Source organism: Anabaena sp. CCY 9402-a (assembly GCF_963920945.1).
Taxonomy (GTDB): Bacteria; Cyanobacteriota; Cyanobacteriia; order Cyanobacteriales; family Nostocaceae; genus Trichormus; species Trichormus minutissimus.
Window position 1 is genome coordinate 13,281 of the sequence record NZ_CAWUDL010000054.1, and the last position, 22,126, is coordinate 35,406.

18 protein-coding genes are annotated in these 22,126 nt (G+C 39.8%); 5 read left to right on the top strand and 13 right to left on the bottom strand.

From position 1 onward, the window contains the following. Positions 1-17: 17 nt before the first annotated feature. Complete coding sequence (locus tag ACM0OR_RS19040; RefSeq protein WP_414578035.1) at positions 18-1,496, bottom strand: hypothetical protein; 1,479 nt, start codon at positions 1,494-1,496, stop codon at positions 18-20. 371 nt (positions 1,497-1,867) lie between these two features. On the opposite strand from ACM0OR_RS19040, the gene ACM0OR_RS19045 reads away from it, so the two are divergent. Then, the gene (locus ACM0OR_RS19045; protein WP_414578037.1) at positions 1,868-3,277 is read left to right on the top strand and encodes an amidase; all 1,410 of its coding nucleotides are present in this window, start codon (positions 1,868-1,870) and stop codon (positions 3,275-3,277) included. Position 3,278: 1 nt separating this feature from the next. Here ACM0OR_RS19045 and ACM0OR_RS19050 read toward each other — a convergent pair whose 3' ends face one another. After that, a complete protein-coding gene (locus ACM0OR_RS19050; RefSeq protein ID WP_414578039.1) occupies positions 3,279-4,235 on the bottom strand; it encodes a response regulator in 957 nt (318 codons plus the stop codon). Positions 4,236-4,474: 239 nt separating this feature from the next. Here ACM0OR_RS19050 and ACM0OR_RS19055 point away from each other — a divergent pair, with 239 nt between their 5' ends. Further along, the gene (locus ACM0OR_RS19055) at positions 4,475-5,560 is read left to right on the top strand and encodes a RuBisCO accumulation factor 1 (RefSeq protein WP_414578040.1); all 1,086 of its coding nucleotides are present in this window, start codon (positions 4,475-4,477) and stop codon (positions 5,558-5,560) included. Between the two features lie 54 nt (positions 5,561-5,614). Here ACM0OR_RS19055 and ACM0OR_RS19060 read toward each other — a convergent pair whose 3' ends face one another. Beyond that, the gene (locus ACM0OR_RS19060) at positions 5,615-7,276 is read right to left on the bottom strand and encodes a hypothetical protein (RefSeq protein WP_414578042.1); all 1,662 of its coding nucleotides are present in this window, start codon (positions 7,274-7,276) and stop codon (positions 5,615-5,617) included. 99 nt (positions 7,277-7,375) lie between these two features. Further along, entirely contained in the window at positions 7,376-7,744 is a 369-nt protein-coding gene (locus ACM0OR_RS19065) for a PH domain-containing protein (protein WP_414578044.1), read from the bottom strand. Between the two features lie 440 nt (positions 7,745-8,184). On the opposite strand from ACM0OR_RS19065, the gene ACM0OR_RS19070 reads away from it, so the two are divergent. After that, the gene (locus tag ACM0OR_RS19070; RefSeq protein WP_414578045.1) at positions 8,185-10,782 is read left to right on the top strand and encodes a CHAT domain-containing protein; all 2,598 of its coding nucleotides are present in this window, start codon (positions 8,185-8,187) and stop codon (positions 10,780-10,782) included. A 159-nt stretch (positions 10,783-10,941) separates the two neighbouring features. On the opposite strand, the gene ACM0OR_RS19075 is transcribed toward ACM0OR_RS19070, so the two are convergent. From ACM0OR_RS19075 to ACM0OR_RS19115, 9 genes are all read right to left on the bottom strand, one after another. Then, a complete protein-coding gene (locus ACM0OR_RS19075) occupies positions 10,942-11,952 on the bottom strand; it encodes a DUF1350 family protein (RefSeq protein ID WP_414578046.1) in 1,011 nt (336 codons plus the stop codon). A gap of 240 nt (positions 11,953-12,192) precedes the next feature. After that, a complete protein-coding gene (locus ACM0OR_RS19080) occupies positions 12,193-13,674 on the bottom strand; it encodes a sensor histidine kinase (protein ID WP_414578047.1) in 1,482 nt (493 codons plus the stop codon). A gap of 230 nt (positions 13,675-13,904) precedes the next feature. Continuing rightward, positions 13,905-14,231: a hypothetical protein gene (locus ACM0OR_RS19085; RefSeq protein WP_414578048.1), complete on the bottom strand. Its 327-nt coding sequence runs from the start codon at positions 14,229-14,231 to the stop codon at positions 13,905-13,907. Positions 14,232-14,743: 512 nt separating this feature from the next. Continuing rightward, positions 14,744-15,643, bottom strand: coding sequence for an MBL fold metallo-hydrolase (locus tag ACM0OR_RS19090; RefSeq protein ID WP_414578049.1), 900 nt, complete (start codon positions 15,641-15,643; stop codon positions 14,744-14,746). A gap of 11 nt (positions 15,644-15,654) precedes the next feature. Then, positions 15,655-16,038 (bottom strand): aspartate 1-decarboxylase, encoded by a 384-nt coding sequence (panD, locus tag ACM0OR_RS19095; RefSeq protein WP_190703700.1) that lies wholly within the window; start codon positions 16,036-16,038, stop codon positions 15,655-15,657. Between the two features lie 236 nt (positions 16,039-16,274). Then, positions 16,275-16,787 (bottom strand): inorganic diphosphatase, encoded by a 513-nt coding sequence (locus ACM0OR_RS19100; RefSeq protein WP_190703697.1) that lies wholly within the window; start codon positions 16,785-16,787, stop codon positions 16,275-16,277. A gap of 402 nt (positions 16,788-17,189) precedes the next feature. Further along, a complete protein-coding gene (locus ACM0OR_RS19105) occupies positions 17,190-17,375 on the bottom strand; it encodes a hypothetical protein (protein ID WP_190703695.1) in 186 nt (61 codons plus the stop codon). 907 nt (positions 17,376-18,282) lie between these two features. Next, positions 18,283-19,254, bottom strand: coding sequence for a DUF362 domain-containing protein (locus ACM0OR_RS19110; RefSeq protein ID WP_414578051.1), 972 nt, complete (start codon positions 19,252-19,254; stop codon positions 18,283-18,285). Between the two features lie 113 nt (positions 19,255-19,367). Next, the gene (locus ACM0OR_RS19115) at positions 19,368-20,780 is read right to left on the bottom strand and encodes an aspartate ammonia-lyase (protein WP_414578053.1); all 1,413 of its coding nucleotides are present in this window, start codon (positions 20,778-20,780) and stop codon (positions 19,368-19,370) included. 202 nt (positions 20,781-20,982) lie between these two features. Between ACM0OR_RS19115 and ACM0OR_RS19120 the strand changes: the two genes are divergently transcribed. After that, positions 20,983-21,546: a Uma2 family endonuclease gene (locus ACM0OR_RS19120; protein ID WP_414578054.1), complete on the top strand. Its 564-nt coding sequence runs from the start codon at positions 20,983-20,985 to the stop codon at positions 21,544-21,546. Between the two features lie 20 nt (positions 21,547-21,566). Further along, positions 21,567-22,100: a CDP-diacylglycerol--glycerol-3-phosphate 3-phosphatidyltransferase gene (gene pgsA, locus ACM0OR_RS19125; protein ID WP_414578056.1), complete on the top strand. Its 534-nt coding sequence runs from the start codon at positions 21,567-21,569 to the stop codon at positions 22,098-22,100. Positions 22,101-22,126 lie beyond the last annotated feature (26 nt).

The following is a 22,126-nucleotide window of genomic DNA, read 5'->3' on the forward strand; positions in this document are numbered from 1 at the left end:
TTTTAACGATTCCCAATTTAATTCACAGATTGAATTCTATTTTGCATGATGGCATTAATCGCAGCATAATTGGTTTTATAATGAGGTAGTATTGATTGAGCCTGTCCATAAACAGAACTACTTTTGGGAATAGATTCTAAGATTTTAATTGACTTTTGCCATTTGTCTTTTGCTTGTTGCCAAGCTGTTAATGAATTAGGTGAAGTTTCCATAAAAAACTTAGCTTCTGTCGCTAGTTTTTCTGCTAATTCTAAGTTAGATACAGCTTTCTTTTCTGTGATAGCTCTTTTAGTTATAGCAATATAATTAAGCCGATAACGAACCAGTTTTTCCTGCGCTATAACAGATACAGATGTTCCTTCAGGAATACTTTGTAACAAATTAATTGCCTCTTGCCATTTAGATGCTGCTTGTTGCCATACTGTAAGTGCATGAGGAGGTTTTTGAGCGATAGCAGAAGCCTCAATTCCCAGTTTTAAAGCTGCTTTAAAATTGCTTGCAGCAATATTCTCTTGATATAAATTCAAACCAATTTCGTGAATTTGGATGAGCTGACCTTTCGCAAGCCATCCACCAAAACCTAAAATAGTTAAGCCAGAGAAAATTAATAAACTCTTGCGTATAACTTTAGAGGATGATAAATTATATTTCTGCTTTGTTGCGTGATTTTTATTATTTATTGATTGATTTTTTTTGTGTTTAATTTCTTCGATTTTAATTTTAAAACCATTAATTTTATCTTCATATATATCACATTCATTCAGGATTTCTGTCAATTCCTGAAAATTATCATTACTAGAAATAATTAATTCGTGAGCATCATCTAACCATTCTATAGCGAATCCAGATTTACCACAGAATGATGATAAGGCTATCATTATTGTTAAGAGACTTTGGGTATTTTGAATAGTATTTTTGACTAAATTTAATCTATTTTGTAAATTTGACAAATCCTCTTCAATATTGAGCATTTGCCTGTGTGAAAGTTTATGATTATTTAATTTCTCAATATTTAATCTATTTTCAATTTCTATAATTTGAATGGGCAAGCTGGGATAATTAATATTTAAATTTATTTGATTGACTAAGCTAGCATCGCCTAAAATATCTGCGGCGATCGACTGCAATAAATCACCCCATTCTAGCCAGCAATTAATTTTTGACTGTAAACTAATTAAAGATATCTCCGTTTCTGGATTGCCAAACTTTTCTGTAATTAATCCTGAGTTGCCAGTAATCGCAGGATTGACTTGTAAAACAGTTGGTATCGCCAGACTTTTAACAGCAAGAGATAGTGTATTGATAGTATTACTATGACCTTTACTTATGACAGAGCATAATTCTTGAGCGATCGCTTGTTGAATATTGCGGAGTTGTTCCTGAGCATGATTAATCAGGACAACCTGTTGCATCATATCCTGAGAATTACCAATAGTCAGTTTCAGTTTATAAACGATTTGTGGCAATTCATTAATAAGTGCTTCTATATCAGTCATAAATATCTCTTGGGGATTTACAAAATTTATTAAGAAGAATTCAGCATATAGGCGCAGCCTTCTGGATTATGGATTCTCAATTCTGACTCCTGATTTATCCTTTACTGCGAACTCTGCTCATGGTAATCTGGCAGCAAATTCCAGAAGACCTTGATAAATCCATAGACTTTTTGTGAGATGAGTATTTTTGCCTGTCGTAGTTATAAGCAAGTACCAGTAATAATTTGTTAAATCACAAAAACGATAGATTTATAGTTCCCAGAAATTCTGCTAAAGTAACAACTCCGTTAGGGAAATGGGTCAATAGTTATTAGTCATTAGTTACTCCCCAATTCCCAGTTCCCAGTCCCCAATCTCCAGTCCCCAACATTATGAATGAGACTGATTTAGCCTTTACTCCAGCACTAGAGTTAGCAAAATTAATCCGACGGCGGGAAGTATCACCCTTAGAGTTAGTAGAAATATATTTAAACCGGATTCAGCAGTTGAACCCTCAGTTGGGCAGTTATTTTACAGTGACGGCAGATTTAGCGATCGCTGATGCTAAAGCTAAGACAGAATTATTAACCAAAACTACAGCACTACCACCATTTTTTGGTGTACCAATTTCCATTAAAGACCTCAACGCCGTGGCGGGTGTACCTTGTACCTATGGGAGTCCAGCATTACTGAATAACATCCCCGCATTTGATGATGGGGTTGTCACACGCATTAAACAAGGTGGCTTTATTATCCTCGGCAAAACAGCCACTTCGGAACTAGGTTCGTTTCCTTATACTGAACCTACAGGATTTGCCCCCGCTAGAAACCCTTGGAATTTAGAATATACTCCCGGCGGTTCTAGTGGTGGGGCAGCTGCCGCAGTCGCCGCCGGATTATGTGCGATCGCCCAAGGTTCTGACGGTGGTGGTTCAATTCGTGGGCCTGCGGCTTGTTGTGGCTTAGTAGGGATCAAACCGGCACGAGGTAGAGTTAGTAAAGCACCAGTAGGCGATCGCCTAGCAGGCATTTCTGCCAATGGCCCTCTCGCCCGAACTGTGGCGGATGCGGCAGCTATGTTAGATACTATGTCTGGCTACGTCACAGGTGATCCTTACTGGCTACCCGATCCAGAACCATCATTTTTGACTGCTGCCCAAACTAATCCAGGGAGGAAGCGAATTGGCTTTGCTACTGGTATTCCTCCCTTAGGTGAAGCTGATGCTAATTGTCAACAGGCTGTGTTGCAGACAGTAAAATTATTAGAACAACTCGGTCATCAAGTTGAGCAAAAATTTCCCGATTTCAGTGCCTTAGTTGAACCGTTTAAAGTTGTCTGGCAATCGGGAATTGCCGGTGCAGGATTACCTGCTGAGGTATTGCAGCCTGTGAACCGTTGGCTATTGGCAAGAACGGGAACTGTTGGGGAATATATCCAAGCAGTTTATGCCATGCAGATCGTAGCGCGGCAAATTGTATCCTTTTTTGACACTATAGATGTATTACTATTGCCTGTTTATTTGCACTCTCCTATCAGGGTGGGGGAATGGGCAGCTTTGAGTCCTGAAGATACATTTCAACAAATTGTCAATTGGGTTGCCCCTTGTCCACCGGCTAATGCTACCGGACAACCAGCGATCGCTTTACCTGTAGGGTTTGATAGTCATGGTTTACCTATGAGTGTGCAGCTTGTTGGCAAACCGGCAGACGAAGCTACCATCATTAGCCTCGCAGCCCAACTAGAAGCTGCTAACCCTTGGATTCAGCACCGTCCAACTTTGGCTACACAATTGAGTTCGTAGTTTAAATTTTTGCTTGATGGCAGTGAGTGCTAGTTAGGGCGATCGCTACTAGTTCAGCTGATAGATGAATCAGGTTGAGTTCATCTTCTCTTAAAAAGCTTGGTTGTTTCCACTGGAGGGATAACACCCCCAACATTTCATTTCGGTAGGTAACGGGGATGACTAAATGAGCTTGAATACCGCTTTCTTGGTAATGAGTCACACCCTTCAGTTTTGAGTCTTTGGCAACATTCAAGGAAACTTGGACTTTACCAGTGGCGATCGCTTCACTTGCCAATGGGTCTTGCCCCAACCAATTTGGGATACTACCATCGGCAAAGTAAAGTCCTTGGGTGGCTGTCAATATTTGATTTTCTAGCAGTTGTAAAATACAGGCATCAGCTGCAAAACTATCACAAAAAGCTGTAGCGATAGGTGTGAGAATCGCTTCTAAATTTTGGGCGGCTTGAGTTACCTGTACCAAAACAGTTAGCAGTGACATTTGAGCATTAGCACGGCGTAGTTCTTCTGTGCGTTGCTTGAGCAAGTCATAGGTTTCTGCTGCCCTTTGCACAACGGCTTTGAGTTCACCAGGATCCCAAGGCTTAGTAATATATTTATATACCTGTCCGGCATTAATGGCTTCTACCAAGTCTTCAATATCAGTAAATCCCGTGAGAATTATCCGCACTGTATCGGGAAATTGTGGTACAGTTTTACTGAGAAACTCCGTACCCTTCATTTCTGGCATCCGTTGGTCGGAGATAATTACCGCCACTTCTCCTTCTAGAGCCAATACTTCTAAGGCATTGATGCCACTGTCAGCTTTGAGGACATTAAAATCTCGGCGAAAGGTACGATAAAGCAAATCTAAGTTATCTGGTTCGTCATCAACTACTAAGATTTTGAGCTTTTTAGGTCTTTCTAAAGTTGCCATTTGTCGATGATTTGTCTGGATATCGGAAATGATGTCAGCCATAGATATTACCTGTAAAAATTATTTATAGCCCTACATTTTTACCAAGCTTAGTAGATTATTTCTATCAAGCCTTGCGGAAAACTACGGAGATAGTTTTTGTGAGTGCTGATGTGTATTATTTGTAACGCAAAATTTTATCTAACGGTAGAGTGTATCAGGGCTAGCTGATAAAGATTACAATAAGATTCACTAATGCGGTATCAACTTAGCCTCTCAAGTAGAAGCTGAAATTTTAGATTATGACTGACTTACCACCCAACACTCCCAATCCTGAAAATGCTGCTAACGATTCATCTCAAGAGTTACTGCGAAAATTAAGACAAAAACAAGGTAATTGGGTGGAATGGGGATTAGCGATCGCCACACTGCAAAAATCTGGTTACAATCCCCAAGACATTTTTGAAGCCACGGGATTTGAGCCAGTTCAACAAAATCAGGTAGTGGTTGGCTCACAAGTGTATAGTTCTATGGAAAAAGCCGGCACATCAGAAGCAACACGAGCGCATTATGCGACTCGTGGTAGTGATGTTTTGTATGAACTGCGGTTGCTCACCCACGAACAACGGGCGGCGGCGGCTGAATTGACTTTTCAGCATAAACTTGATTTAGACGAAGCGCGGGAAGTAGCCAAAGCCATTAAAGATTTCGCTCGCTTCCGCACTCTACCACAAGGGTTTTCCGAGCATCCCGGTGATGCGGTAGCCTATCAAGCTTGGAAATTAGCACGCCAAAACACAGATTTGCAAGAGCGATCGCGTTTAATTGGTAAAGGTTTACGCTTTGCTCATACTCAAACAGCCAGAAAACAAATCGAACAGTTATTAGTCGATTTTACCGTGGTTTCCCAGCGTCCCGCCCCCATTCCTCCCTTTTATCGCTTTGATTCCGAGGACGAATTACCCCGGATTGTCCCTGTCGTGGGTGAGTTACCTTTAACACCCCAAAACCTGCAAGCAGTTCCCCTAGTAGAAGAAATTGAGCCATTCCGCCTAGTGAAGTTTGCTGGTGAACAAGCTTGGGTAGCCTTACCTGGTTGGCAAGTGCTATTGAGTGCAGAAGACCCAGTAGTAATTTTAGCAACTAGCGATCGCTTTCCTAACCCAACTCTAGCTCAAGCTAGCTCTGTGTTAGTAGTTGTAGATCGCAACCAAAGAGAATGGAATGATTTGAGTTACTTTGTTGTTGATAACGGTGATGAGTTGGATTTTCAATGGTTTGAAACAGAACCAGAACTCGCCATACTAGGCAAAGTTATCATCATCGTCCGCCCACGAAAAATTCTTGATGAAGAAGTAACTAAAGATTCCTGGCAAATTGACGAATAAACCCAAAGCCAAGAAACTCGGTTCTAAAGATAAAAATAGGCAATAGTTTCTTCGCTATTGAGTCCCATTACTGCATCGGTAAAGTTGATAGGGAATACCGATGCGGTAATAGTTTTTGGGATCGATTGTACAATTATTTCCAGATAACATTAACTTTTGAGGATAATCTCTCCGTCTGATTCCAGGGGCGACTATCCATAGATTTAACTGTGATTTTATGGTTACTGACAGTTGTGAAAGCTTGATCCAGACAGCAGATAAACTAGGAGACTTTTGTAAAGCCACAAAACTATCTGATGCAGATGTTTGACTTCTTGTTTTTTCTAATGCCAAAGCAAAACTGATTCCTAATGCGACATCTTGATAGTTTTCATATGTCACCACCAACATCAGAGGTAAAGATGGCTCTAAATTCATATTTAGAGCTACTTTTTCCGGCATAAATGGCTTTTGAAAACCTAAATTATAAACAACAAAAATACTACTTAATACACCAACAAAGATAAAAAATAATGTCTGTTTTTCACTGTTTATTTTTGTCTTTTGACCGTGACAAATGCTGGCTGCCAGGAGAGAGCAAATACCAGGGTAGTAAACAAAACTATAACGGGGAATAGCAGTAATATCTTTACCTGATAAATAAGCTATGGCGAAGCACTGTAACAATATAAAACTAGTAAAACTGATTAGTGTGAATGTAGCGAAGTGAGTTGTATCTTGCAACCACAGATGTTTTAAGCCCTTAAAGGTGATTAATCCTGCCCAAATAGCAAAAATCAACATTAATAATCCACAAATAACCATAATCATTAATGATTGGTTTTCTACAGGTAAAGATATGATCATTAATACCAAATTAATTAAAGTTTGATAAAAAGGGGCAATAAATCCTGTAGTTGGTAGCCAATTAGTTTCTGAACGTTGAGCATGATACAGAGTTGTTAATACCCAAGGTATAAAACAAATAAAAACACTAGTAGAAGATATTATTAAATATAATAAAGTTAGATTTTTTTGAATTTTATTCCAGTATATTAATAGTGATAAAGTGGCAATTTCAGCAATAAAAGCCAGAATAAAAAAGTAGTGGGTATAAAAACCAATAATACTAATAAGTACCCATAAAAACCAATGCCAGAATCTCATCTTATTCTGTACAATATCTCGTTGTATCTGCATAGTTAACAACAATGATAAGGTGATGAGAAACATCGGGAAGGTATAATGTCGTGCTTCTTGAGAAAGGTATACGGCAAAGGGAGATACTGCCATTAGTAATGCGGCAATAATTCCTGATGTTCTTGAAAAAGCGATACAATTCACGCAATAAATAGCGGCGATCGCAGCTACACCAAATAAAGCTGGTAGCGATCGCAATTTTGTTACCCAGTCATTTCCTAATAGTGTCATCCACTCCATCCACCGATACATCCCACAAAAAAATAGTGGGGGATGGGTAGATTGAGTAGCGATGTTGTTAGCGATTTGGACACAGCTAACCCCAGGCTGAAAAGTAAAAATATCTGGGATATGGTTCAAGGGAAAAACTACATCCAAAGGTAAATTATGATAATTTTTCCCTAAACTAAATATGGCAGTAATCACCTCATCCATCCACAGAGGTTTTAAGTCCAAATGCCAAAAACGTAAAAAAGCACCAAGTGCGATCGCTCCCAAGAAACCAAGATGATTCAAATAAACTTTGCGATTTGTCATGATTGCCAATAAGTGCTTGTTCTGTGTTTCCACAAGAGAGCGATCGCTAAAACTTACAAGTCACCAATCCCAGAACTTTGCAGAAATTATAGTTTTCGCTTAGATTGACGTTTCGGAAGCTTGTATAGACTGGTTAATTCGTTCTGCCCAATCTTGATGATTGTCAATGGTTAAAATTATACGTCGGAAAGGCTCATTCTTGAGTTCCAGTGTTAAATAATTTTTATCTTGTGTTACATACCAAAACTCTTTACCTCTATTACTGTAGTATGTTCCAGCTTTAATAATGCCTGGAATACTAGTACCAGGACTACGAATTTCTGTCCAACTACTTACAGGTTCAGTTGTTGAAACAGATTCTATATGATTGAAAGAAATTAAAAAAGTTTGATTGAGATTTAAAGTCAGAAATTGCTCGTACCATTCCCAGGAGATTTGTAAGTTTCCATTAAATATACTTAGCTGCATTGTGTGACATCCTGTATTTAGTAAGTTAATACACCAGCAATATTTACATATTTTCAACTATAGGGGTATCACCCAATCAGGTGATTAGATATCCCAAAATTGTAAAAATGCTGCATTTGTAATTGTGGTTGTTATGTGCAGTTATAAAGAATACATTAGCCAACAAATTTTAGTAAGAATACAAGCAGATCAGCAAAAATTAATCTGCAATTTTTTCCTAGATATGGGGAATTATAAAGGGAGCGAAAGCTATCAACCGCTTAAAAAATTTAAAATTGACTTCGATATTGGCAGTATTAGGTTCAGCAAACTGTGAGTCATCAGAAAATTCAGGTATTTTTATGATCAAATGGCAATTGCTTACATTGGTAGCAGGTCGGACTCTAATTTTATTGAGCGGTGTTTTGTTGTTTTCAAAATCAAGTTTTGCTAGTCCGCTAATGACTAGACAGCAATATTCAGTTAACGTTGCCCAGACAAGTAAGAAAAATTTAACTGCACAACAAGCCTATCAGCAAGCCAAGCAACTATATGAGCAAGGAACAGCAGCAGCTAGAGTCCAGGCAATGAAAAAATTTGAGGAAGCATTGGCATTGTATCAGACTGCGGGCGATCGCACTTCACAAGCTCCCATTCTGATATACATGGGCAAAACTCACTCAGATTTTGGAGAAAAGCAAACAGCACAAGATTATTATAAACAAGCCCTATCCATATATCAGCACTTAAAAGATAAGTCAGGGCAAGCAACAACCCTGAACAACATCGGCAAAATCTACTCAGAGTTAGGAGAAAAACAAAAGGCACTTGATTATTATCACCAAGCCCTCCCTCTCAGACGACAGATAAAAGATAAAAGAGGAGAAGCTATCACCCTGAATAATATAGGGGCTATTTACGCTTTTCTGGGAGAACAGCAAAAAGCTTTAGACTACTATCATCAATCCCTACCCCTCAAAATACAAGTAGGTGATAAAGCCAGTTGGGCTAATACCATCAACGGTATTGGCAAAGTCTATCTAGATTTGGGCGATGAGCAGAAAGCCTTAGATTACTTCAACCAGTCTCTACTTTTATCCCAACAAGGCAAAAATAAAACCAATGAAGCCATTGCCTTAAACAATATAGGCATTGTCCACTCAAATCTAGGAAACCAACAAAAAGCCCTGGATTATTTCCAGCAATCACTGCCTTTATTTGCGATCGCAGAAGATAAATCAGGAACAGCGATCGCCTTAAATAACCTGGGTAAAGTTTACGCCAAATTAGGAAAACAGCAAACAGCCCTAGATTATTACATCCAATCTCTAAACTTATTCCAACAGTTAGGGAGCAAGCCTAGAGAAGCTCAAAATCTCTATGACATTGCCTCTTTGGAACGGGATCAAGGCAACCTCAAAACAGCCCAAAGTCGAATTGAAACATCTCTCAAAATTGTAGAAAATCTACGTAGCCAACTGCTGTCTCAAGAACTCCGCACATCTTATTTCGCTACAGTGCAGGATTATTATCAGCTATATATTGACTTACTGATGCAGTTACACAAACAACAGCCAGATCAAGGCTACGACAAACAGGCATTGCAAGCCAGTGAACGCGCCCGCGCCCGTAGCCTTTTGGAACTACTCAGTGAAGCTAATGCTGATATCCGCCAAGGAGTAGAGCCGAAGTTACTCTCTCAAGAACGTTTGTTACAGCAAAAACTTGATGTTTTAGAAACACAACAAGTAGAACTACTCAGCCGTAAAAATACAGAATCAGAAGCACAAGCTTTAGAAACACAAATTGCCACACTGCTGGAACAATACAAACAAATTCAAGCACAAATCCGTGCTATCAGTCCGCGTTATGCAGCCTTGACTCAACCACAACCCCTGACATTGCGACAAATTCAACAGCAAGTCCTTGACGACAACACCCTCTTACTAGAATATTCTTTGGGAGAAAAGCGTAGTTATCTTTGGGCTGTTACCAATAAAAATATTGTCAGTTACGAATTGCCTAAACGCGCAGACATTGAAGCAGCTGTTCAAAAGTTTCGTCAAGACATTACTAGCCCATACCTGAAGCATAGCCCATCAATAAATAAATTGTCTCAGCTAATACTTGCCCCTGTAGCCCAGCAGCTAGAAGGAAAACGCTTAGTAGTAGTGAGTGATGGGGCTTTGCAGTATGTACCATTTGCGGCTCTCATAACACCTAATTCTCAACCAAGTAGCAAATATGAGCCATTATTACTAAAGCACGAAATTATTACCTTACCCTCGGCATCTACATTAGACATCCTGCGGCAAGAACAAAAAGGACGTAAACTTGCACCTAAAACCTTAGCTGTGTTGGCAGATCCTGTCTTTAGAAGTAATGATGAGCGTCTCCAAGGTAAATTATCTCGCCCACCACTAGTCAGTAATTTAGATAACCTCGCTTTAAGCAGATCCGTCAGTGATTCCGGTATCAACTTTGAGCGTCTCCGCTTTACACGTCAAGAAGCTGAAGCGATTTTGGCTCTTGTCCCTCATCATAAAGGTAAGCCAGCTTTGGACTTTACCGCCAGTCGTCAAACAGCTACCAGCGAAGAATTGAGTCAATATCGCATTATCCATTTTGCTACTCATGGCATTTTTAACAGCAAACATCCAGAATTATCAGGAGTGGTATTATCATTATTTGATGACAAGGGGATGCCACAAAATGGTTTTTTGCGCTTGCGTGATATCTTTAACCTCAACCTGCAATCCGAACTGGTAGTCCTCAGTGCTTGTCAAACCGGACTAGGAGAAGAAATTAAAGGTGAGGGACTAGTAGGTTTAACTAGGGGATTTATGTATGCAGGTAGTCCGCGAGTGGTAGTGAGTTTGTGGAGTGTAGATGACCAAGCCACATCAGAACTTATGCAGAGATTTTATCAACAAATGCTACAAGCAAGATTAAAACCGGCAGCAGCGTTGCGGAATGCACAAATAGAAATCTGGCGTAAACAAAAATATGCTGCACCTTATTATTGGGCAGCTTTCACTTTACAGGGTGAATGGAATTAGAAATGAGAATGGGAATAAAGAGCTAGGTAGTAACAGATCTACCACCTCTTCTAAGATATAAGGGTGCGTTAGCACCCTACGAATATCAGATAATTTATGTTTTGGTATTTCCTTAATTGGTCAAAATAGATATGTTTGTGTGCATACACTACTCTCAACCTATCTCTTCTGATCTAGTGCCTGAAGCAATTTACCCACATAAAATTCAAATTGGCTACTTCTTCTTTGCGTAGATTCAATAATTGGCAGACTATCGGGGAAATTAATCACATAATTACCAACTTTACAACCCAGAGGTTTTAAATGGCCTCCTGCTAAAGTATTTTGAAAATCAACTGGGGGCTTGTGAAAAATATTAACAAACCAATCGGCGGTTTTTTGAGCGATTTTATCTGATTTAAACTGTACTAATCCAAGTAAATTAAATAGATTTGTAGCTTTGATTAAAGCATAAGTTTCATCAGGGCTTGGGTTAACACCCCATCCCAATTTATCAATAATTTTCGCCAAAAATTTAGGGATTGCGCTGTCAGTGCCACTATTAACAGGTGCTAAAAGAACAGAAGTTTGACCTTTGATGAACAGGTTAGAGAAGATATATTTTTCTTCTCCCACATAGTAACTACTTAATTTATTAGCTTTGTTTTGTTCTTGCCTTAATTCATGAATGAGTGTTTCAATATCTGTAACAATGCGCTGACTTTTGCGCTCATTTTTGGCTGGATCTGATGTCTTACTTGTTTCTAACACCAGATTACGAATAAATTGTTCTAGTTCTTTATGGTCTTGTGGCAAGGCAGTAAAGCCTTCTAAAAGAGCAATATATTTACAACCAATGCTATGACCTACCCAAGAGAAATTTGTATCTTTTAGATAAACTTGATAGTCATAGTTAGCTAATTTTGCCATTCTGACAAGCTCTGGTGTGATTTCGTATTGTTCTTTGATCAGAAATCCAGCTTCTACGTAATGGTTAAAAGTAAAATTAAATGGCAACAGAATGATTGTATATCCATTGTTAAATAAATATTGGAGCAAATAGCGATAAAAAAACATGGGTGCAAAAGTACCAAAGAAAGCCCCGCCAATAAATTGAATTACCCCTTTAGGTTGTGGATGTAAAGCAACCCAGCTATGAGAAACAGGTTGAAATTTCAGTTTTGGATTCATAATTTCTTATCCCTATGTCTGAACAAATTGTGATACAGCACACAACTTGACAGTTCCAGAAATTTTCATCCTGGAGAAATACAGGGGATAGGGAACAGGTGATAGGTGACATTAGGGTGCGTCAGTTAAAGAAAACTTGGAAATACCAAAAAGTTTTCGTACTGACGTACCCTACATAATGAATATTTTTTTATTTGACAGTCTGTTGACTAATGACTAATAACTTTGTGTACTTAGTTTCTAGACGTTTTTATGATGACTCACTTCTAACGGCAAGAAAATAGTCAAAACTTCGCCGTATTGTGGACGCTGACGGACAATTAACTTACCACCGATCGCTTGAAACAGGTGTTTAGTAGCAGCAATATTCAAACTAATAGTACCTGTCTCTGGTTGGAACATGAGTAACTGACCAAGGGCTTTACGGATTGGTGGTGTTGGAGGTGTGGCGACTTTATTTGTATCTTGGCAGAGAGTTTGAGGCGATAATTGTAACTTTAGTTGATCGCCGGCGGGAATCACCTGGACTTGGATATGACTACCAGGCGGTAAACTGCGGGTAAAATTTTCTATTAACCCGGTTAGTACCCGATCCAACATGGCAGGATTACTTACTACTGTGGGTAATTGCTGCGGTAAAACTACATCTAATGTTAAATTGCGACGCTGTGCTGCTTGCTCCCAACGAGGAATACTTTGATGCAAGACTTGATCGAGAGACATGGGAGTCAGGTGAGTTATAGCAAACTTCGCCGCCGCACAGGTTTCTAGTTCTGCGGCTTTAAATAACAACTCCATGCGATCAATTTGCTCAGTACACTCATGATCGATTATTTCCAAGCGATTAATCACAGTTGCAGGCAAATCCCGCCGCTTCAACAGCAGACGAGTCATAGTCCGAATAGTAGTGAGTGGGGTACGGACTTCATGGGCGAAAGCTTGGAGTAGTTCTACATCGGGGTTTGGTGCTGGAACATTAGGGCTGGGGGATGGGATTTTTGGGATAGGGCATTGGGGGAACTCTTCTCTAGTCCCTTCTTCTGGTAATTCTTGGAGTAGAAATTGGCTAAACTGAAGAATAGTGCGGTAATCGGGTGGTACTAGGGGATAGTTTTGGACTAATGTGTCCAACTCCGCGAAGAAATCGGGATTACTTAGCATGACCCTCGCACCAAGCGATCGCCATGCTTGCTGTACTACTTCTGGCTCAAAGGAAAATGAAAATGATTTTGTACCGTCTTTGCGGGTGGCTAAAACTAGAACTAATCTAAATTTTTCTGTAAAGACTAGACAAAACTGCTCTGCTGCGAGGGGATCAGCTAGTAGTAGAGGCAAAACTGACTCATCGAGAGTAATTTCTTCTGGAGAAATAGCGATCGCTGTTCGCGCAGCATCTTTGTCAGGTGAAGAGGGATCTTCAGCGATCGCACCTGGCATATGAAATGGCATCAATGCCAAAGGGTTAAACGGCTTGGCTGTAAAAGTTACCGTCTGCAACCTTTGGGTAAGTATTGGCTGACTAAATAAAGGTGCAGGTGCAGCCAAAACCAGTCCTAGGTTTACATCAGGCGCAGTTTTACCTAAAGTGTTGATTAACAAATGTTCTATTGCTGCTAGACTCATCCGCCATTGCCGCTCTGCTTTGGTTGGTGAGCCTTCAGTCACAATACATTCACTTTCGGCTAACACTTCACTCAGACTTGGCAAGATCCATTCGTACACAGACTTTCACCTCTTTGTTCAAGAGCGACTAGCAGCTTCAAGATTTCAAGCTTCACTACATAATTAGAGGTTATAGTTATTTACACTCTAACAACAGTCGTATAACCGAACAAAATAGGCGCGATTTCCCCTAATAATATGGCATGGTCAATCGCTCAAAGACAAAAAGTGCTGAATTGAAAGACCACCCACTCTCAAAGCCTTTTCATTACCAACTTTTTTATGACTATTCATAAATCTACCCAACACCCGTCAGGATAGCCTTCTATTGGGCAAGGCTTAAGCAATGCTAAGTTTGTTCCTATAGGTGGCCGCATCATCATTGAAAAAGATTCTATGGCTACCTTATCCTCACTAGCATCGCTAGATTGAATTTTATTTAAGTCGAGTGTGTATTGTATTTTCAGCACTTCTGACTCTGATATACCGTATTTTTTCAATACCTTGTTTAATTGAGATTTATTCAAGACTTCTATTAGTTCGTGTTTAATCTCGTTTTCTAATTGCTCTAAGGTTTGAGGATCTAGAACTATTGTTTGTAAATTTTCGGAACTCATAACGATGGTTAATCCTTGCAAGTTATGTAGATGTACTATTTAATGTGATTTCGATGAATGAATTTTGTTAGTCCAGATATTTCGAGGAATCTGAAAACGTTGGACTGCTAAATTTTCCTCAACTTCACTTAATTATTGCTACAGCTTGCTTCATTGTAATTACGTAATTGGTTATAAAACTTAACATACTAAGATGTAATTGCTTTAGAACTATCTATCTCAACTAAAAAACTCCATCCTCTTGTGCATAGAGTTTCCCGCCGCGTTCGATAAAAAAACCAGCCTCCCACAGCTGGTCTCAAAATATTCATTCGCGTTGTCTTCTCAATAGAGTTAAAACCCAGTTGCGAGTTCCCAAAACGCAACCAGAAACTTTTCTTAACAATATTGTAACAGCCAACACAGTTTTTTTGAAAAAATTTACAAAAAAAAGATATGCCCGAAGAAAAATAACCTCTATCTTTGAGAATATTTCAAAAATGCTTTTGGGCTGAGTAATCAGAGAACAAAACCTACGCAACAGATAATATCAAACCTTCACAAGCTAGCAGTGCTTTAGGAAAAGCAGACTTAACTTCAGTTTGAACTTTGTCAAGAAAATCATCATGGTCATCTGGGTGATGATGAGAAATCACTAGCTGTCGTACATTTGCTGTCTGAGCTATTTCCACAGATGCTTGCCAAAGGGAGTCGGCACACTCATGATCGTGGGATGTCGGGGGTGTATAAGTGGCATTAGCAATTAATAAATCGACACCTTGAATAATTTGTATAATGTCGTCTCGTTCTACTTGCTCTGCACGGTAACTTAAATCAGTAACATAAGCAACACTATAGTCTTGCCAGCTTACCCGATAACCAATTGATCGCTGAGTTTGGTTGATCAGTGCAGTTTTAATGACAATATCGTCTATTTTGACTTCACTATTGGGGGTGATATTTTTAAACTGCAACTCAGACTGCATAACCTGTAGGGGATAGGGAAAGTGTGGTTGCAGCATTTGGTCACATAGACTTTGTTTAATGGAAGCCCCATTGGAAGCAGCAGCACCGTAGATATGGAAACAATTGTGTGGAATAAATGCGGGTGCGAAAAAGGGAAACCCCTGAATTCGATTGGATTGGGAATTAGTAAAAAATAAATGGGCTTCTAATGGCTGTTGTAAGTGCTGCCAAGTTTTGCCTAGTATGCGTAAACCAGTACCACCATCAAAAATTAGGTTTTTACCGCCTACGCGCATTTCTACACAAGCAGTATTACCACCATAGCGACTGGTGTTATCGTCGGGTGTGGCAATTAAACCCCTGACACCCCAAAATTTCAAAACGAAATCACCCATAAGGCCACTTGGTGAGTTGGCTGACTTTTCAGTTAGGTAGACCGGAGAACCTGACAGCTCAATATTTGACATTTTTTTTGCATTTAGACCTTACTGAGCAGGTCATCGTAGTGCCGCACTTCCAAAATTCGGTTTTGTTCGTCCACAATGACTACCGTAGGAGTATAACTTTTTAACTCTTCTGGAGTGAACTGCCCGTAAGCCATTATAATCACGCGATCGCCGATCATGCCTAGACGGGCGGCAGCCCCATTTAGTTCAATAATTCCCGAATGGGCTGGAGCAGGTATCGTATAAGTAATGAAACGTTCACCATTAGCATTATTCACTACTTGGACTTGTTCGTATGGTATAATTCCGGCTTTTTCTAACAAGATTTTATCAATGCTAATACTACCCACATAATTGATGTTTGCTCCCGTGAGGGTGCAATTGTGAATTTTTGCTAAAAGGAGGGTACGCTGCATTTCGTTTCAATGTTATGTGGCAATTTATATATTTGGCAGAGTAAAGAGTTCTGAGTAATGAGTAAAGAGTTCTGAGTAATGAGTTATGAGTGGTTATCCTCACTCAACATGGGCTTAAACCCGGCTACGCATAATAATATAATACTACTCGGAACTCAGTACGCGGCTCAACGCCCCGCTACCGCTAACACTACTCAGCACTCTTTACGTTAGTCTTACGGATTACCGATCGCCTACTATCCCTTATAGGCTTTTATAGACTGTTCTACCAGGGGTGCTACCTTGTCAACGTCTTGCCAACCGAGGATTTCAGTAACTTTCTTTTCTAAATTTTTGTAACTGCGGAAAAATTCAGCAATTTCATCTAAGCGATGTGGAGCTACATCTCTCAAGGATTTTACGTGTGTGTAACGTGGATCTTTGTCTGGTACACACAGAATTTTTTCATCGCGATCGCCACCATCAATCATTTCCAAAAAGCCAATTGGTCTGGCAGGAATGATACAACCTGGAAAAGTTGGCTCATCCATAATTACCATACCATCCAAGGGATCGCCATCATCTGCCAAGGTGTTGGGTATGAAACCATAGTCGTAGGGATATTTTACTGAAGAATACAGTACCCGATCTAGGGCAAAGGCTTGCAGCTCTTTATCAAATTCGTATTTGTTTTTGCTACCACCTGCGATTTCAATCAGAACATTAATTACACCGAGTTTTGGCTGGGCTGGAATAAGGGATAAGTCCACAAAAAATTCCTCTCTCTGTTTCACTTAAAATTTATCGGGGACATATCTCCCCGTGTAAAATTTTATGGCCAAGATGGACTTCTGCCAAAGTATTATTCTGAACTTCCCTTAATTATCACCTGTATCCACCGATTGATGTTAGTCGGCGGACACGCTCAGATCACGCGGACATTGATCCCGACACTTCGTTTCCTTTTACTACGGAATATTACTACGAGTATAACGCTACCAGAGTTTGTAAGTGTCGGGCTTATGCCCAATTAAGCTAAACCTCTTAGCTAAGAACGCAGATTTAGCTCGTATGTTGATGAATTAAATACAAAAATGCTAGCTCAAAATTTTTTCTCCGTTGTTTGTGTTTGGAACTTTCGGCTGGTGACATCTCACTGTTGATAATTTTGTCTATCGCCCACCTGTTTTTAGTTCATAGGTCATAGGTTGCTGACTTTCTGGAACATTGGTGGAATAGTGGGCAATGACAAACACAGGTAGTGTTAGAGTGACTACAGCTATTAATGTTCCCACAATGTCTGCCAAACGATGGGAATACGTGGCGGGAGGGTTGGCAGACTGGCTATCTGAATTCATACAGAATTGGAGTTAATCACAATTAATTGTAGGTTGACTCTCTAGGTAGAGAGTTTCAATACTATTTTAGCTATTTTTCATTGTCAAATGTGTAGCCGATCAAAACATCAACCAATTTGGTGAATTTCATAGTTGTAGGCTTTGTACTTGGCAATCTTGATACATGGTTGCAAATGAACATTCCTAACTTGACCGAGTGCATAATATGTTACAGTTTATGGCAGTAAATTATTATTTTTAGGTTAAGCATAGATTAAGTCCACAGGACAATTGCTTGTTATTTTTATTTTTGAGCAACTTAATGATCTATCTGAATTGATTTTATCTTAATAAGATTCTATCATATTTAAATCCTTTGCCTAAGCTATTTCTAGCGATTTAGCTTGTTCACAATAACTATGAAAATCCGAAATCTTGCTGAGACATGGAAGTTTTTTTTTACTATTAAAAAATGTCACAACTAAATACATGAAAAAGTAAGGATAAGTAGGCTAGCAGATTTTTTTTAGCAGAAAATCATCCCGAAGAAATACAGATAAATTATCAGCATTTGCTAGTGACTATTCGGTAATCACACTATCAATCTTTCCCATAATCTAAATTTATCCATTTGGGTAATATTACTTGAACTTTGTCAATCTATATATAGGTAGAGTAAAAATACTTTTTGCTTTTAGATTGGGGGCTGGGGATACTTCTTTGAAGGTTAAGGGCAGCATCCCAACGTAGAGAACGACAAGCTTAGAACATGGCATTGCATCGCTGGTGACTAAGACTAATTGGGAAAAACCGCCACTATAGGGCGGTCTAGTTAAGCAATCGGAGGGTAATTTCTAGACTACCCTCCTAATTTGAAGATTGTTGTAGCAGAGTTTGCACTTACTTTTGGGTGAATGCTCAAGATAAACTACTGTCTACCATAGGCACTCATTGGTTCTTTAATAAAGCGAATATAAAAATGTTTAAACGTAGACTTGATGACCCTGGGCATTGCAAAATCAATTGGCATTAATTGATCTGGAAGTTGCCAATCTGTAATTTTGAGTAAGTCTGGATGTAAGTTGGGAAAATTAATGTCAGCCAGTTCAGGGCAAACTCCTAGCCTTTGAGAAGCTGCAACAGTGGGGACTTCATGGGGTGGAACATCGAGAATTTCTACCATTGCCCTATCTAGGGCAAAGACATTGGATGCTGCGGCTAATATTCCCAAGGAACGGGGTTCGCCGCCACTAGGTCCATTACCTTCATGTCCAATGATCCCATCTAAAATAGTTAAGTCTGGATTAATTGCCTTGGCAGTTTCGACTAACATTTCCCCAAATCGGTTCGCATCTTTACCTGCTTCCATGTGCCACCATGCTTTCATTTTGCCGGGAACGCAACCAAAGAGGTTTTTGACTCCCAACGTTAAGGTTAACTGGGTATGGGATTTGACTTTCGGTAGATTAATCACCACATCTGCTTCTATCGCTTCTTTACTGATTAGTAGGTGATTAAAATTTTCGCTCACGGTTTGGTAACGCTGTCCGTGAAATTCAATGATAGGCAGATTTAATTCTTGAATGATTGGCTGATAACCATTGGCTATAGCTACACCTTTGGCACTACCAAATGCTGGACTATCCCCTAAGAATGGTTTGCCACCTACGGCAATAACCATCTGAGCAACGGCATAAACTAGTTCAGCGCGAGTAGTACACTCTTTTTGAGGACGCGCACCTGTGAGCAAATTCGGTTTGAGTAAGACACGTTGCCCTGGTTTAACAAAGGCCGCCATTCCCCCCAGAGGTTCTAGTAAGGTGACTAAAGATTCTCTTAAAGTATCTTTTTCGTAAGAAGTAGCCCGGATAAGGCTAACAGATGGCTTTGAATTCTGCATAAGTTATGAGTGCTGAGTGCTGTTAGCGGTAGCGCGGCGTTTAGCCGGTGCTGAGTTATGAGTTATGAGTGCTGAGTGCTGAGTGCTGAGTAAAAATCCCAGTCCCCAGTCCCTTACTCTCCACTCACTAAAATACTGCTCATCTGTTCTAGATTTAACACAGCAGCTAATTCTGCTTCACTCATTAGACCTTTTTCTAAAACAATCTGTCGTAGGGATTTGCCTGTTTCTAGGGATTCTTTGGCGACGGTGGCGGCGTTTAGATAACCGATATGGGTGTTAAGTGCAGTAACTAAAGCTAGACTACCTTCAGCGTAGGCTAAACAACGTTCTTTATTAGCGGTAATTCCCTCTATACAACGTTCCGTGAGGGCGGCGATAGTATTACCGAGAATTTCTGTACTGTGAATCAGGTTATAGGCTATTAACGGCATCATCACGTTCAATTCTAATTGTCCAGCTTGGGCGGCGATCGCGATCGCATTGTCGTAACCCATCACTTGAAAACATACCATCGATGTCATCTCTGCCATCACGGGGTTATATTTCCCTGGCATAATCGATGAACCAGGTTGCACTGGCGGTAATTGTATTTCTTTCAAACCAGTTTTTGGGCCGGAATCCATCAGGCGCAAGTCGTGGGAAATTTTGGCTAAATCTTGGGCTAAGTTACGTAATGCGCCAGAAACATTGACAAATGCCCCCATACTTTGCATTGCAGCCATGAGATGGGGTGCAGGTTGCAGAGGAAAGTTGAGTAATTCTGAGAGAACTTCTACCACACGGACACGATATTGGGGATGGGTATTTAATCCAGTTCCAGCCGCACTACCACCCAAACCCAGCACCATTAAATCCCCAGAGGCGGTATAAAGGCGGTTTTGGTGTTCTGAAAGGATTTGCGCCCAAGCCCGAAAATTTTCACCCAAACGCACAGGTACAGCGTCTTGTAAGTGAGTTCTGCCAGATTTAACGATATCCTGGAATTCTACAGCTTTGTTTTCTAAAGTGGCGATCGCTTTTTCTAAAGCAGGGTGTAATGTCCTCTCCAGTGCTAACAAGCCCCCAATCCTGATGGCTGTCGGAATCACATCGTTAGTAGACTGTCCATAGTTGACATGATCGTTAGGACTAACTCTTTTGTAATTGCCTTTCTCTTCACCAAGAATTTCTAAAGCCCGGTTTGATAAGACTTCATTGACATTCATGTGGTGCGAAGTCCCTGCACCGGCTTGATAAACATCTACCACAAACTGATCACGAAATTTGCCCGCGAGGATTTCATCAGCTGCTTCTACAATGACTTGGCTAATATCTTGGGGAATGCAGCCTAGTTCACCGTTAACAATTGCTGTAGCTTTTTTAATGAATAAACAAGCATCTACGTAAGTAGATAATGGTTTAATGCCGCTAATCGGGAAGTTTTCGATAGCTCGCAGAGTTTGAATACCGTAATAAGCATCACTCGGAATTTGGCGCTCGCCCATTGAATCGCGTTCGATACGAAAATCTGTATTGTCAGTCATATTATTGTTGGGATGATCTCAAAATACAGATCATGCCATGCAAATACACAAAAAACTTGATTGTTCCATCAAAAATGACTAACAAAGCATGGCAAACTAATGACTATTGACTGTTGATTAATGACTAGTGACCATCTCTTAAGTCTGTCAACTAAACTGATTTAAGCTAAACTTGGTATTAAATACGAGCAGGAAAAATATTATGATTAAAACACCAACTCGCCGTATATCTTTAGAAGAATTTTTACAATTACCAGAAACGAAACCAGCGAGTGAATATATTGATGGTGAAATTATCCAAAAACCTATGCCCCAAGGTAAACACAGTAGACTACAAGGTGAATTGGTAACTACAATTAATGGTGTAGTTAAACCTGAAAAAATTGCGCTAGCTTTTCCAGAATTACGCTGTACATTTGGTGGACGTTCCACTGTTTCCGATGTCGCAGTATTTGCTTGGCAAAGGATTCCTGTAGATGAAAAGGGCAATATTGCTAATGCGTTTAATACATATCCAGACTGGACTATTGAAATTTTATCTCCTGAACAAAGTACAACCAAAGTCACCAAAAATATTTTATATTGCTTAAATCATGGTACTAGCTTAGGTTGGTTAATTGATCCAGAGGAATCCGGCATTTTAGTTTATCCTCCTCATCAGCAACCAATATATTTAGAAAACGAACAAGATATATTACCAGTCCCCGATTTAGTTAGTGATTTACATTTGACATTAGGGCAATTATTTGGTTGGTTGAAATTATAGAAAATTTCTCAACCAAAATCATGACTTTACCCAACTGGATAACTTTTTCTCGCCTTCTGGGTGTCCCATTTCTAATTTATGGCTTGTACAACCCTACAGAGCAAGCTAGATGGATATGTTTGGCAATTTTTTTAGTCGCTGCACTCACAGATTGGTTAGATGGCTATTTAGCAAGAAAATTGAACCAAATTAGTGATTTGGGTAAATTTCTTGATCCCTTAGTCGATAAATTTTTGGTATTAGCACCGTTGCTGGTTTTAGTGGAGTTGGGAAGAATCCCAGCTTGGGGAGTGTTTTTGATCTTAGCGCGGGAATTAGCGATCGCAGGTTGGCGAGTTAATCAAACGACTATTACCGGGGCAAATGTTTGGGGTAAACTCAAAACGGTCAGTCAGATTATTGCGATCGCCTTACTCATCGCACCCTTATCAGTAGAGTGGCAAATCCCATCTCTCATCGCCTTTTGGATTTCTGTAACTTTGACGTTAATCTCTGGCGGGATTTATTTATGGCCACAAAGTACCACAAGCAACCAACCACCAGAGAAGAACTGAAATCCCCAAGTTAAGTTTTTTGTATA